Origin of the sequence: Mesorhizobium sp. CA6, assembly GCF_020165035.1 — a bacterium.
Classification (GTDB): Bacteria; Pseudomonadota; Alphaproteobacteria; order Rhizobiales; family Rhizobiaceae; genus Mesorhizobium.
Genome location: NZ_JAIUHI010000002.1, coordinates 395,628 through 409,625, shown reverse-complemented (window position 1 = coordinate 409,625; position 13,998 = coordinate 395,628). Strand labels below are relative to the sequence as shown.

Genomic DNA, 13,998 nt, shown 5'->3' with positions numbered 1-13,998 from the left:
AAGCGCGAAAGAACAGGGGAACAGATATGACCAAAGTCATCCGGAACGGCACCATCGTTACCGCCGACCGTACCTGGAAGGCCGACGTGCTGATGCAGCATGGCAAGATCGTCGCCATCGGCTCCAACCTGCACGGCGACCATGAGTTCGACGCCACGGGGTGCTATGTCATGCCGGGCGGCATCGATCCGCACACCCATCTCGAAATGCCCTTCATGGGCACTTATTCGGCCGACGATTTCGAATCCGGCACGCGCGCGGCGCTCTCCGGCGGCACGACCATGGTGGTCGATTTCTGCCTACCGGCGCCGCAGCAGTCGCTGCTGGAAGCCCTGCAGATGTGGGACAACAAGACCTCGAAAGCCTCCTGCGACTATTCCTTTCACATGGCGATCACCTGGTGGGGCAAGCAGGTGTTCGACGAGATGGCTCAAGTCGTCGACCGGGGCATCACCTCGTTCAAGCATTTCATGGCCTATAAGGGCGCGCTGATGGTCGACGACGACGAGATGTACTCGTCGTTCCAGCGTTGCGCCGATCTCGGCGCGCTGCCGCTGGTCCATGCCGAGAATGGTGACGTGGTCGCAGCGCTCTCGCAGAAGCTTTTGGCCGCCGGCAACAATGGTCCGGAGGGACATGCCTATTCGCGGCCGCCGGAAGTGGAGGGCGAGGCGACAAACCGCGCCATCATGATCGCCGACATGGCGGGCGTGCCGCTCTATGTCGTGCATGTCTCCTGCGAGCAGAGCCACGAGGCGATCCGCCGCGCCCGGCAGAAGGGCATGCGGGTGTTCGGCGAGCCATTGATCCAGCATCTGACGCTCGACGAGACCGAGTATTTCAACAAGGACTGGGACCATGCGGCGCGCCGGGTGATGAGCCCGCCTTTCCGCAGCAAGTGGCACCAGGATTCGCTGTGGGCCGGCTTGCAGGCCGGCTCGCTGCAGGTCGTGGCGACCGATCACTGCTCTTTCACCACCAGCCAAAAGCGCAACGGCATCGGCGACTTCACCAAGATCCCGAACGGCACCGGCGGGCTCGAGGACCGCTTGCCGGTTCTATGGACGAGAGGCGTCAACACCGGGCGGTTGACGATGAACGAGTTCGTCGCGGTGACCTCGACCAACATCGCCAAGATCCTCAACATGTATCCGAAGAAGGGCGCGATCGTCGAAGGCGCCGACGCCGACATCGTCGTGTGGGATCCGAAGCGCAAGAAGACGATCTCGGCCAAGAACCAGCAGTCGGTGATCGACTACAACGTCTTCGAAGGCGTCGAGGTGACCGGTCTGCCGCGCTTCGTCTTCTCGCGCGGCGAGCTGTCGATCGAGGAAGCGGAGGTGAAGGCCAAGACCGGCCATGGCGAGTTCGTCGCCCGCGAGCCGAACGCCGCGGTCAACCGGGCGCTGTCGACCTGGAAGGAGATTTCCGCGCCGCGCAAGGTCGAGCGAACCGGCATTCCGGCCACCGGGGTCTGACCATGCGGGCTCTTCATCTTGCGATCACGGCGGCCGTGATACTTGCCGACGGCCAGGCTCTTGCCGCCGGCATCGACCTCAGCAAGCCCTATGGCGACAAATATGGCTGCATCAACCGGAACGGCCAGCAGGTCGCTGCCGACAAGATGCTGCTTTTGACCGACAAGGAACTGATCACGGCGGCCAGCGCCTGCACCTTCAGCGACCGCCAAGCGCAGGCCGATGGATCGCTGGTGGTGACGGCAAAATGCGAGGCTGAAGGCGAAGAGGGACAGCCGACCAGGTTCACCATCAAGCGCAGCGCGAAGAATGCGAAGAAGCTGGTCGTGGCTGACGAAGGCGGCAATGTGATGGGCGAAGTCGCGCGATGCAAATGACGGTCATCCCGTCAGGGTCAAGCGACGAGGCCATCCAGCTCCGGCAGCAGCACGACGCTTTCCTGTTCATTGGGATCGGTGCGGGCGATGACCGCGGAGGAGGGCGCCCCGCTCAGATTGGCGGGCAGATGCGGCACGCCCGCCGGAATGTAGAAGAGGTCGCCGGCCTTGACGACGGTGTGGTGCTCGAGCCGGTCGCCGTACCAGGTGTGGACTTCGCCGGAGAGCACGTAGATCGCCGTCTCGTGGCTTTCATGCATATGCGCCTTGGCGCGCGCGCCGGGCGGCATGGTGAGAAGATGCATGCAGATGCCGGAGGAGCCGACGGTTTCGGCGGCGATGCCGGCGAAATAGCTCAGCCCCTGCTTGCCCTGATAGGTGCTTTCGGGGCGAACGAGACGACAGGTGGGTTTAGGCGACATCAGCAAGGCTCCGGGCGGCGTCGATCGGGTGGGACAGGACGAGTGGAAAGCAACGCTATCATAAAATCAACCGGATTGCGGACGGTGCGGCAGCGGCTGCGAAAGGCAGGCTGCAGCCAATGACCGAACAGCCGCCAGCCGTCGTCTCGGCAAGCAAGCTCGGCCTCACCTTCCAGACCAATGACGGTCCGGTGCAGGCGCTGTCCAATGTCGATCTGACCATCGGCAAGGGCGAATTCGTCTCTTTCATCGGCCCGTCCGGCTGCGGCAAGACCACCTTGCTGCGCGTCATCGCCGATCTCGAGAAGGCGACCGCCGGGGCGATCTCCGTCAACGGCATGACGCCGGAGCAGGCGCGCGAGAAACGCGCCTATGGCTATGTCTTCCAGGCGGCGGCCTTGTTCCCGTGGCGCACGATCGAGCGCAACGTGGCGCTGCCGTTGGAGATCATCGGCCTCAGCCAGGTCGAGCAGGCCGAGCGCATCAAGCGCACGATGGAGTTGGTCAACCTTTCCGGCTTCGAGAAGAAATACCCCTGGCAGCTTTCCGGCGGCATGCAGCAGCGCGCCTCGATCGCGCGCGCTCTCGCCTTCGATGCGGATCTGCTCTTGATGGACGAGCCGTTCGGCGCGCTTGACGAGATCGTGCGCGACCATCTGAACGAGCAGCTCCTCGATCTCTGGGCGCGGACCAACAAGACGATCTGCTTCGTCACCCATTCGATACCCGAGGCGGTCTATCTGTCGACGCGCATTGTCGTGATGTCGCCGCGGCCCGGCCGCGTCACCGACATCATCGAATCGACGCTGCCGAGAGAGCGGCCGCTCGACATCCGCGAGACGCCTGAATTCCTGGCGATCGCCGCGCGGGTGCGGGATGGCTTGAGGGCAGGGCACAGCTATGATGATTGAGGGGCGGGAGGATGAGCTCTCTCCTCTCCCCTCCGGGGAGAGGGTGGCGGCGCAGCGGCCGGGTGAGGGGCCGGCCACTCGCGCCTTCGTCATCCTAGGGCGGAGCAGGCGCGCCACCCCGCGTGTTAAGGAAGCCGGCCATCGCGATTTCGTCATCCTAGGGCGTAGCGACGCGAACCGGAGCGCAGACCCTAGGATCCATTCCGTGACCCTGGTCGAAGGGCGTAAGCGGCTCAGAATACCCGACGAGCAGAGCGCGGCGCAGGGAACTGTATTCTGGAACGTTGCGGAGCTCAGAAGTAACGGAATGGATCCTAGGGTCTGCGCCGCGTCGCTTCGCTCCTTGCTCCGCCCTAGGATGACGAAAAATACCAGCGCCGCAGCACTCCAGTCGAACGTGCCCGGCCTTCGCTTTGCTCCGGCCACCCTCTCCCCGTGGGGGAGAGGAGAAGGGCGGCGCTAGATGGACTCCTTCCGCTCCAAGATCGTCCCCGTCACCAGCATCCTCGCCGGCGTGGTGGTGCTCTGGTATGTCTTCGCCGTCATCCTCAACGCGCCGTTCCAGCGCGATCTCGACCGCCGTGCCAATGAGACGCCGGGTATCGTCGAGTTCATCGGCAAGACGCTGTCGCAGCCGAAGCCGACGCTACCGGCGCCGCATCAGGTGGCGGTGAATTTCTTCCAAAACACCTTCCTGCGGTCCGTCACCTCGAACCGCAGCCTGGTCTACAACGCCTGGGTGACGCTGTCGTCGACGCTGCTCGGCTTTGCTTTCGGCACCGCTCTCGGCATCCTGATTGCGGTGGGCATCGTGCATGTGGCGACGCTCGACCGCAGCCTGATGCCGTGGATCATTGCTTCGCAGACCATTCCGATCCTGGCGGTGGCGCCGATGATCATCGTGGTGCTGGCCGCGATCGGCATCACCGGCCTGATCCCCAAGGCGCTGATCTCGACCTATCTGTCGTTCTTTCCGGTCGCCGTCGGCATGGTGAAGGGCCTGCGCTCACCCGAGATCATGCATCTCGACCTGATGCATACGTATAATGCCAGCGCCTCGCAGACCTTCTGGAAGCTCAGGGTGCCGGCTTCGGTGCCGTTCCTGTTCACCTCGATGAAGGTGGCGGTGGCGGCGAGCCTGGTCGGCGCCATCGTCGGCGAATTGCCGACGGGTGCGGTCGCCGGCATCGGCGCGAAGCTGCTTGCGGGCGCCTATTACAGCCAGACCATTGATATCTGGTCGGCGCTGGTCGCGGGGTCCGTCGTCGCGGCGCTGCTGGTGATGGTCGTGGGCATCGCCGGACGCCTGGTCGACCGCGCCATGGGCGGGAGGCCGGCATGAATTGGCTGAAGCCATCATGGCAATCGGTGCTGGCAATCCTGCTTTGTCTCATCGCTGTTGCGCTTGGCGCAATGACGAAGCCGGAGGCAGCCGCGCTGGCGGAGCCGGCCGCAACGCTGGCCTATCCCTATATGGGCGCCAAGGGGCTGATCATCGGGCTGCTGCTCATTGCGGCGCTGGTCTCGACCTTAAGGCTGACGCCGGTCGTTGAGGCCATCGTGCTCTTCGTCGGCGCCCATGCCGCAGCCTGGCTCTTGGTCAAAGGCATAGCCGGTTTCGAGGGCACGGCGCTGGCGCCCTATTTCCTGCTGCTTGCCGCTGCCTGGCTGCTTGCCTGGCGCTGCGTTGCCTTGCTCGCCTGGTTGCGTCCGAGCGGGAGCGTCGCAAGGAACGCGCTGCGCCTGATCATCCCGGCGATCTTCGGCGCCTGGATCCTGATCATCTGGGAGGCGGTGACGCGCGGCGCCGGCATCCCCTTCATTCTTTTGCCGCCGCCGAGCGCCATCGGCGCGCGTATTGCCAACTCACTGCCGATCCTGGGATCGGACGTGCGGCAGACGATCTTCAAGGCGGTGCTCATCGGCTATGTCGTCGGCAATCTCGCCGGCTTCACCGTCGCTATCCTCGCCGACCGTGTGCCGTTCCTGCGGCGCGGCCTGCTGCCGATCGGCAATATGGTTTCGGCGCTGCCGATCATCGGCGTGGCGCCGATCATGGTCATGTGGTTTGGCTTCGATTGGCCGTCCAAGGCCGCGGTCGTCATCATCATGACTTTCTTCCCGATGCTGGTGAATACGGTGGCGGGCCTTGCCGCGTCCGGGCATATGGAGCGCGACCTGATGCGCACTTATGCATCGGGCTATTGGCCGACCTTGCTCAAGCTCAGGCTGCCGGCGGCCATGCCGTTCATCTTCAACGCGCTGAAGATCAACTCGACGCTGGCCCTGATCGGCGCCATCGTCGCCGAGTTCTTCGGAACGCCGGTGGTCGGCATGGGATTTCGCATCTCGACGGAAGTCGGGCGGATGAACATCGACATGGTGTGGGCCGAAATCGCAGTTGCAGCACTGGCGGGTTCGGTCTTTTATGGCGTGGTCGCTCTCGTCGAGAGAGCCGTCACGTTTTGGCATCCCTCTGTCCGAGGTGGATAGGGGCGGTGGGTTTGGGTGCTAACTTCAGAGGGTAATAAGATGAAAAGACTGCTGATTTCTGCTCTGGCCGGCGCCATGTCGCTGGCCGCCTTCCAGGCGATGGCCGCCGACAAGGTGACACTGCAACTGAAATGGGTCACGCAGGCCCAGTTCGCCGGCTATTATGTCGCCAAGGCCAAGGGCTTCTATGACGCCGAAGGCCTCGACGTCGACATCAAGCCGGGCGGCCCGGACATTGCGCCCGAGCAGGTGATCGCCGGCGGCGGCGCCGACGTCATCGTCGACTGGATGGGCGGCGCGCTCGCGGCCCGCGACAAAGGCGTGATGCTCGTCAACATCGCCCAGCCGTTCAAGAAGGCCGGCATGGAGCTGGTCTGCCCCAAGAACGGCCCGATCAAGACGGAAGCCGACTTCAAGGGCCACACGCTCGGCGTCTGGTTCTTCGGCAACGAATATCCGTTCTACGCCTGGATGAACAAGATCGGCCTCAAGACCGATGGCGGCCCGGACGGCGTGACCGTGCTCAAGCAGAGTTTTGACGTGCAGCCGCTGATCCAGAAGCAGGCCGACTGCATCTCGGTGATGACCTATAATGAATACGGCCAGGTGCTGGACGCGGGCTACAAGCCGGAAGACCTGGTCGTGTTCAACTACTCCGCCATGGGCAACGACCTTCTGGAGGACGGGCTCTACACGCTCGAGGACAAGCTCAAGGATCCGGCCTTCGAGGACAAGATGGTGCGCTTCGTGCGCGCCTCGATGAAGGGCTGGAAATACGCCACGGAGAACACCGACGAGGCGGCCGAGATCGTCGTGGACGCCGGCGGCCAGGATGAGAACCACCAGAAGTTCATGATGAAGGAAGTGGCCAAGCTGGTCGACAATGCCGACGGCAAGCTGATCCCGGCCGCTTACGAGCGCACCGCCAAGGCGCTGCTGGACCAGAAGATCATCAGCAAGGAGGCGAGCGGCGCCTACACGACCGCGATCACCGACAAGGCGATCAAGTAAGGTCCGCTCTGGCGCGGAAGTTGGAAAGGGGCGGGCGACCGCCCCTTTTTTCGTGGCCCTGAGGTAAAATAACTGTGTGTGCCGGGATACATCGGGCCGCTCAGCCGTTGATTGGCGCATCCGCGCGCCGGGGAGCCGCGAAGGATGCTGCAATCAACGGAGGTTCTTCATGCGCATCCTATCCGTGCCGATGCTTTCGGCCTTGGCCGTTTCGACCGCTTTCCTTCTTGCATCGCCGGCCATGGCCGAGATGGTGAAGTACAAGGCGACGCTCGACGGCAGTCAGCAGAGCCCGCCCGTCACCACCAAGGGCAAGGGAACCGCCACACTTACCTTCGACACCACAAGCAAGAAGCTCAGCTGGAACGTCAAATATTCCGGCCTTAGCGGGCCTGCCGTGGCCGCCCACATCCACGGCCCGGCGGATATGGGCGCAAACGCGGACCCGGTCATCCCGTTCAAGAAGCTGAAGAGCCCGATCAAGGGATCGGCGACGTTGACCGACGCGCAGGCAGCCGATCTGGAAGCCGGCAAATACTACGTCAACGTCCACACCGCCAAGAACAAGGACGGCGAGATCCGCGGCCAGATCGAGAAGGCGATGTAGCGCCCGATAGGATCACGATCAATTCGGACGTCGGCGGGACAGCGCCCCCCTCTGTCCTGCCGGACATCTCCCCCACAACAAGGGGAAGATTAGCAGTTCCGTCGCCTCGCTGTTCCTGCAACGCTGCTGATTGGCGAAAGCCGGCGTGACCTCCAATCTCCCCCCAACTGGGGGACATGTCCGGCAGGACAGAGGGGGCGCGAAGGAACTCGGCCTATGCCCTGTCGGCGCTCAGCTCTTATCGCGGATCTGCGTCAGCGTGCGGGTCGGCGTGATCGCTTCGGGGTCAAGCTTGATCTCGACGATCGCCGGCTTGCCGCTGGCGCGCGCGCGTTCGAAGGCCGGCGCGAAGTCGGCGGTTTTTTCCACTGTCTCGCCATGGCCGCCATAGGCGCGAGCGAGCGCCGCAAAGTCAGGGTTCTTGAGGGTGGTGGCGACGACGCGGCTTGGATATTCCCGTTCCTGATGCATGCGGATCGTGCCGTAGATGCCGTTGTTGACGACGATCACGACGATCGGCAGATCATACTGGACAGCCGTCGCGAACTCCTGGCCGTTCATCAGGAAGCAGCCGTCGCCGGCGAAGGCCACCACGGTGCGATCCGGGAACAGCGACTTGGCGGCGACCGCGGCCGGCGTCCCGTAGCCCATCGAGCCGGACGTGGGCGCCGCCTGCGTGCCGAAGCGGCGCGAGCGGTAGAAGCGATGCACCCAGGTGGCATAATTGCCGGCGCCATTGGTGAGGATGGCATCTTCCGGCAGAACCTTTCCGAGGTAGTCCATGATCGGGCCCATCTGGACGGCGCCCGGGCCGGTCTGCGGCGGCGTCGACCATTCGAGATAGGCGGCGTGCGCCTTTTCCGTCTCGGCCGCCCAGGCAGGCTTGGCCGTTGGCTTGCGCCTGGCGAAAGCCTCGACAAAAGCGGCGGGCGACGCGTTAATCGCTATCGTCGGCCGGTAGACGCGGCCGAGCTCGCCGGCATCGGCATGGACATGCACCAGTGCCTGATCGGGGTAGGGGCTCTTCAGCAGCGTGTAGTCGGAAGACGGCATCTCGCCCAGGCGGCCGCCGATCAAAAGCACGACGTCGGCCTGCTTGATCCGCTCCCCCAGCTTGGGATTGATGCCGATGCCGACATCGCCGGCGTAATTCGGATGCAGATGGTCGAAAAGCATCTGGCGCCGGAAGGAGCAGCCGACCGGCAGTGACCAGGTCTCGGCGATCTGGCGCATATGCGCCACCGCTTCCTCGTTCCAGCGCGTGCCGCCGAGGATGACGAAGGGACGCTTGGCATTGCTCAGCAACATCTCCAGCGCGTCTAGCTCGGCTTCACCGGGACGCGTCTCGACCGGCGTGTGCGGGAGCGCTTCCGGCGCCTCGACCTCGTCGGTCAGCATGTCCTCCGGCAGCGAGATGACCACCGGGCCGGGACGGCCGGAAGTCGCCACGGCGAAGGCGCGGGTCACGAATTCCGGAATGCGCGCGGCATCGTCGATCTCGACCACCCATTTGGCAATGTCGCCGAAGAAGCGCTTGTAATCGACCTCCTGGAAGGCCTCGCGCTCCTTGGCGTGGCTGGCGACCTGGCCGATGAACAGGATCATCGGCACCGAATCCTGCATCGCGATATGGACGCCGGCCGAAGCGTTGGTGGCCCCGGGGCCGCGGGTGACGAAGCAGATACCGGGCTTGCCGGTCAGCCTTCCCTGGCAGTCGGCCATCATCGCGGCACCGCCTTCCTGGCGGCAGACGATGGTGCGGATCGAAGAGTCATGCAGCGCGTCGAGGACGGCGAGATAGGATTCGCCCGGAACACAGAAGATGCGGTCGGTGCCGTTCGCTTCGAGCGCCTCGACGATCAGTTGTCCGCCGGTTTTCATTTTGCTGCTCTCTCCAGTTCGGCAAGGATTTCTTGCGTGTGTTCGCCAAGGCGCGGCGAGGGTCGTTCATAGACGAGCGGCGTGCCCGACATCACCATCGGCGCGCGCACCGAAGGCAGGCGATTGCCGTGGCCGTCGTCGAGATCGAGCCGCATGCCGCGCGCGATGGTCTGTGGGTCGTCGAACATCTGGCCAATGGTGTTGATCGGGCTTGCCGGCACACCGGCAGCCTCGAGCTTCGCCAACAGCGGATCGCGGTCCCAGGTGCTCAGCGTCGCGATAATCAGTTCGCGCAGCTTCACCCGGTTGGCGACGCGGGCAGGGTTGGTGGCGAAATCCGGATTGGCGGGCAGATCGGTCAGGCCGACTACGGCGCAGAACTTGCCGAACTGGCCGTCATTGCCGACCGCCAGGATGATGTGGCCGTCCCTGACCGGCAGCACCTCGTAAGGGGCGATGTTCATATGCGCATTGCCCATCTGCACCGGCGACTTGCCGGAAATCAGATAGTTGAGGTTCTGGTTGCCGAGCGCCGAGATCTGGCTGTCGAAGAGCGCCATGTCGATATGCTGGCCCTCACCGGTCTTTTCGGCGTGGCGCAGTGCTGCCTGGATGGCGATCACCGAATAGAGGCCGGTGAAGAGATCCGAGATGGCGACGCCGGCCTTCTGCGGCTCGCGGCCGGGCTCGCCGGTGATCGACATCATGCCGGCCATGGCCTGGATGATGAAATCGTAGCCGGCGCGCGGCGCGTAGGGACCGTCCTGACCAAAGCCGGTGATCGAGCAATATACGAGGCGCGGATTGATCGCCTTCAGGCTCTCGTAGTCGAGGCCGTATTTCTTCAGGCCGCCGAGCTTGAAATTCTCGATCAGCACGTCGGCGGTGGCGACCAGCTTGCGCAGCGTCTCGGCACCGTCGGGCTTGGAGAAATCGACGGCGATGGAACGCTTGCCGCGATTGCAGGAGTGGTAATAGGCGGCCGACAGGTTCTCGCCGTCATGGCTCATGACGAAGGGCGGACCCCATTTGCGCGTATCGTCGCCGCCATCGGGGCTCTCGACCTTGATGACGTCGGCGCCGAGATCGGCAAGCAACTGCCCGGCCCAGGGACCGGCCAGGATGCGGGCGAGTTCGATAACGCGGATGCCTTTCAGCGGAGGTTCGGCCATGGATCACCGTAATCGGGTCGGAAACGCAGGCTCTATCAACAGCAGCCGCACCTGTCACGGCCCTTGCAGTGGGCCACGCCAGGTCAGGATTTGAGCACGCTGTCGGCCCAAGTGACGAAATCATTCATGACGGCATCGCGATTGATCTCGTTCAGGCTTTCATGGCGGGTTTGCGGGTAAACCCTTGAAACCAGATTCGAAAAGCCCATTGCCTGCATGCGAGTTGCCAGGTGATGGACCGCCTTGCCGTAGTCCGACGCAGGGTCCTTCTTGCCACCGACAAGGTTGATGGGAAGATCGCGCCGGACGCCGGCAAAGCTCTGGTCCTTGCCGGCGTGAAGCGCCATGTCGACCACATCGCGCCACATCGAGACCGACGCATCCCAGCCGCAGAGCGGGTCGGCGATATATTTGTCGACCTCGACCGGGTCGCGCGACAGCCAGTCGAACAGGGTCCGGTGATTGGGCACCGCCTTGCCCCAAGCCTGGAAGGTGAGCTTGGGCAGAAGCCGCGACGGCACGTCGGAGCCGAGCCGCATCCGCTCCCAGCCTAGAATGCCAAGCGCAAGTTGCCCGAGCCGGCCTTGCGAGAAATTGCCGTTCCAGATCGCGGCGGCATGGACACGCCCGGAATGGCGCAGGACAAAATTCAGCGCCACCGAGGCGCCCAGCGAATGTCCAAAGGCGATCACCGGCAAGCCCGGATGCTCGGCCGCGATCAGGTCGTGAACGGCGCCGACGTCGGCGATCACCTTGGCGATGCCGTCGCTGTCGGCGAATTTGCCGAGCGGCGCGTCGGGCGCCTTTGTCGCGCCATGGCCGCGATGATCATGGGCATAGACGTGGAATCCGCGCGGCGCGAGATAATCGGCAAAGCGGGCATAACGCGCCGCGTGCTCGGCCAGTCCATGGTTGATCTGGACCACGGCGCGTGGCTTCGCCTCCGCGTGTTTCACATAGAGGTTGAGGTCGGCCCCGGTCGGTGAGGCGAGCTTGGTCTTTCTGTCGAATGGCATGTGTCGCTCCCTCGGCGACTGTTGGGCGCGGCGTTTGCCGGCGTCAAGAGGATGAGCGCGCTTGCGAACATGCCAATGGGAAGCGCTCAGCTGGGGATTGTTTTTTCGAGCGGCGAAAAAGATCGCAATTCTGACACGTCGACTGTTCTAGTGTGACGTATCCAATACGGTTCAATGATCGCCGGGAGAGCGGGATGCGGGTTTGGGCATTATGGGGTTCGATGGTGCTGGCTCTGGCCGGCGCCGGGGTGGCGCATGCCGACGTGAAGATGAGCGGCACGTTCGTTGCCGACAACGCCTGCCCGGCGACGCAGGCTATCAAGAGCGGCAAGAACCCCGGCAACATCTCGACCGAAGCCGGCAAAAGCTACGACCTTCTTGCCGGCAACAAGGACGAGCCCACGCACTACCTTATCCAGGTGCCGGGCGCCGACCCAGAGCGGCGCTGGGTGAAGATCAGCTGCGGCCACGTCAACGGCGGCAGCGCGCAGATGACCCCGGCGCCTGCTGGCCAGGCCAAACCGTCGCCGTCAGCCTCGGGAAAACCCGAATATGTCTTTGCGCTGAGCTGGCAGCCGGCTTTCTGCGAGACCAAGGCGAGCAAGCCCGAATGCAAGGCACAGAGCCCGAGCGAGTTCGATGCCTCGCACTTCACGCTGCATGGGCTGTGGCCGCAGCCGAACGGCAATTTCTACTGCCAGGTCTCGGCGAACGACAAGGCCAATGACAATCCGGCGCATTGGGGAGACCTGCCGCCGGTCGATCTCGACGCAAAGACGCGTGCCGAGCTCGACCAGGTGATGCCGGGCACGGCATCCAGGCTCGAGCGCCACGAATGGATCAAGCACGGCACCTGCTACGGCAAGAACCAGCAGGACTATTTCTCAGACGCGCTGAACCTGATGCGGGCGGTGAACGCCTCGGCGGTGCGCGATCTGTTCAACAAGAACATCGGTAAGCAGCTGACGTCGGATGCGATCCGCGGCGCCTTCAACCAGGCTTTCGGTCCCGGCGCCGGGGATCGCGTACGCGTGTCCTGTCTGGTCGACCCGTCGAGCGGCAGGCGTATGATCGGCGAGATCACGCTCGGCCTGTCCGGCCCGATCGGCCCGGACAGCAAGCTGGCCGATCTCCTGATGGCGTCGGCGCCGACAGCCAAGGCCGGTTGCCCGAAGGGCACGGTCGACGCGATCGGTTTTCAATAGGCGAGAATTTTGGTCAGCCCGTTCTTTGTCAGGCTGATCGGGAGGCCGTCTGCAGGATGATAGCCTCGCTGCCAGGTTCGCCGACGACGCGGTCGCGGCCGCTCAACTTCGCCTTGTAGAGGCGCTGGTCGGCCAGCGCGAAAATGTCGGCAAGACAGCGCGTCGTCTCGCTGACGGTGGAGACGCCGGCACTCACGGTGATGTTGTAGCGGCCGGTATGCGCCGAGGTCTTCGTGGCGTTCCTGATAGTCTCGCCGAGCAGCCTGGCCGGCGCGTGCGACTGTTGCGTCAGCACGGCGAATTCCTCGCCGCCGATGCGGAACACCTGATCGTTGCCGCCGACGGTCTCGGCCAGCAGGGCAGCCATCGATTTCAGCACCTTGTCGCCCTCGGCATGACCGAAGCTGTCGTTGATCGACTTGAAATGGTCGACGTCGACGATGAGCAGGCTGAGCGGCTTGCCGATCCTGATGGCGGACGACACCGCGGACTCGCCGTCGGCATCGAAACTGCCGCGATGCAGCAGGCCGGTGAGGCCGTCGCGGCCGACATATTTGATCAGCGCTTCGTAGCGTTCGCGATAGGTGAGGGCGTCGAAAATGTCGGAGAGGCCGCGCGGCACGGCGACATCGTGGTCTTCGACCCATTTCAGATAGGCGACGAGCATGCCGCTATAGGCAAGCGCGGCGCCCATCTTGGCGAACCAGCCGCCGAAGAAGACCTCGAGCGGCGCGCCGGCGACGAAATGCAGCGCGGTGAAGAAGCCGGCCTGATCGAAGGTGAGCACGCAGGCGACCGATGCGAGGATGCGCATGAATGGCCTAGCGCGCAGATAGCTGCCGAGCTTCTCGTAGAGCAAGATGATCAGGATGGAGTCGACGAAGAGCAGCGAGGTGCCCCAGACCATCAGCCAACCCATCTCGTCGATGAAGGCGATATCGGGAAGCTTGCCGCTTGGAAGTGGAGCGATCGCGTGCAGGCGCAGGACCAGCACCAGCCCTATCATCACGGCGTTGCCAAGCAGCAGGCCGTAGATCGGCTGGCGAACCGTCGCCGCATCCTCCTTCATGTAGAGCAGAAGCAGCATGACGAGCTTGCCGGAGAAGAGCACGGCGGAGCCCGGCGACACCAGCCCGAACGGCAGCGCGACATAGAAGACGCTGGCAAGGTAGGTTTCGAGGAAGTGCATGACGCCGAGCGCGCAGATGAACACGCCAAGCCCGATGCGGCGCCGGAAACGGAAAAGCGTGACCATGGCGCCGAAATAGAGAACCGCTTCGGCAAGGAGCAGGGCACCGTTCAGCACGTCGTCGATCCGATCCTTCCCCGAAACCGCAGCATGACCGCGATTTCCCAACCTAACATCGTTTTGAAGGCGAATGGTTAAGCTCTGATTTCGCACGATCGCGAGAGCGGCGAAAAAGC

Annotated in this window: 13 protein-coding genes; 8 read left to right on the top strand and 5 right to left on the bottom strand. The window is 63.8% G+C overall.

Translation table 11 applies throughout. The features are described 5' to 3' along the window. The first annotated feature begins 26 nt into the window (after positions 1-26). Positions 27-1,478 carry a dihydropyrimidinase gene (hydA, locus tag LB526_RS04170; protein ID WP_140839617.1) on the top strand — a complete coding sequence of 484 codons (1,452 nt, stop codon included), beginning with the start codon at positions 27-29 and terminating at the stop codon, positions 1,476-1,478. 2 nt (positions 1,479-1,480) lie between these two features. Beyond that, the gene (locus LB526_RS04165; RefSeq protein WP_224544859.1) at positions 1,481-1,855 is read left to right on the top strand and encodes a hypothetical protein; all 375 of its coding nucleotides are present in this window, start codon (positions 1,481-1,483) and stop codon (positions 1,853-1,855) included. Between the two features lie 17 nt (positions 1,856-1,872). On the opposite strand, the gene LB526_RS04160 is transcribed toward LB526_RS04165, so the two are convergent. After that, positions 1,873-2,277 (bottom strand): cupin domain-containing protein, encoded by a 405-nt coding sequence (locus tag LB526_RS04160; RefSeq protein WP_140839621.1) that lies wholly within the window; start codon positions 2,275-2,277, stop codon positions 1,873-1,875. Positions 2,278-2,396: 119 nt separating this feature from the next. Between LB526_RS04160 and LB526_RS04155 the strand changes: the two genes are divergently transcribed. From LB526_RS04155 to LB526_RS04135, 5 genes are all read left to right on the top strand, one after another. Continuing rightward, positions 2,397-3,188, top strand: coding sequence for an ABC transporter ATP-binding protein (locus tag LB526_RS04155; protein ID WP_095768956.1), 792 nt, complete (start codon positions 2,397-2,399; stop codon positions 3,186-3,188). A gap of 463 nt (positions 3,189-3,651) precedes the next feature. Continuing rightward, on the top strand, positions 3,652-4,530 hold the full coding sequence (locus LB526_RS04150; protein WP_224544857.1) for an ABC transporter permease: 879 nt from the start codon (positions 3,652-3,654) through the stop codon (positions 4,528-4,530). Continuing rightward, the gene (locus LB526_RS04145) at positions 4,527-5,681 is read left to right on the top strand and encodes an ABC transporter permease (RefSeq protein ID WP_224544856.1); all 1,155 of its coding nucleotides are present in this window, start codon (positions 4,527-4,529) and stop codon (positions 5,679-5,681) included. Before LB526_RS04150 ends, LB526_RS04145 begins: the two co-directional genes overlap by 4 nt. A gap of 39 nt (positions 5,682-5,720) precedes the next feature. Next, a complete protein-coding gene (locus LB526_RS04140; protein ID WP_095768959.1) occupies positions 5,721-6,692 on the top strand; it encodes an ABC transporter substrate-binding protein in 972 nt (323 codons plus the stop codon). Positions 6,693-6,861: 169 nt separating this feature from the next. After that, complete coding sequence (locus LB526_RS04135; protein WP_140839627.1) at positions 6,862-7,299, top strand: CHRD domain-containing protein; 438 nt, start codon at positions 6,862-6,864, stop codon at positions 7,297-7,299. Between the two features lie 231 nt (positions 7,300-7,530). Here LB526_RS04135 and LB526_RS04130 read toward each other — a convergent pair whose 3' ends face one another. From LB526_RS04130 to LB526_RS04120, 3 genes are all read right to left on the bottom strand, one after another. Next, positions 7,531-9,180: a thiamine pyrophosphate-binding protein gene (locus LB526_RS04130; RefSeq protein WP_224626306.1), complete on the bottom strand. Its 1,650-nt coding sequence runs from the start codon at positions 9,178-9,180 to the stop codon at positions 7,531-7,533. Beyond that, a complete protein-coding gene (locus LB526_RS04125; RefSeq protein WP_224626304.1) occupies positions 9,177-10,352 on the bottom strand; it encodes a CaiB/BaiF CoA transferase family protein in 1,176 nt (391 codons plus the stop codon). Before LB526_RS04125 ends, LB526_RS04130 begins: the two co-directional genes overlap by 4 nt. An 83-nt stretch (positions 10,353-10,435) precedes the next feature. After that, a complete protein-coding gene (locus tag LB526_RS04120) occupies positions 10,436-11,368 on the bottom strand; it encodes an alpha/beta fold hydrolase (RefSeq protein WP_224626302.1) in 933 nt (310 codons plus the stop codon). Positions 11,369-11,562: 194 nt separating this feature from the next. Here LB526_RS04120 and LB526_RS04115 point away from each other — a divergent pair, with 194 nt between their 5' ends. Then, on the top strand, positions 11,563-12,573 hold the full coding sequence (locus tag LB526_RS04115) for a ribonuclease T2 family protein (RefSeq protein ID WP_224626300.1): 1,011 nt from the start codon (positions 11,563-11,565) through the stop codon (positions 12,571-12,573). 28 nt (positions 12,574-12,601) lie between these two features. On the opposite strand, the gene LB526_RS04110 is transcribed toward LB526_RS04115, so the two are convergent. Further along, positions 12,602-13,879, bottom strand: a complete 1,278-nt coding sequence (locus tag LB526_RS04110; protein ID WP_224626298.1) for a sensor domain-containing diguanylate cyclase — start codon at positions 13,877-13,879, stop codon at positions 12,602-12,604. Between the last annotated feature and the right edge of the window lie 119 nt (positions 13,880-13,998).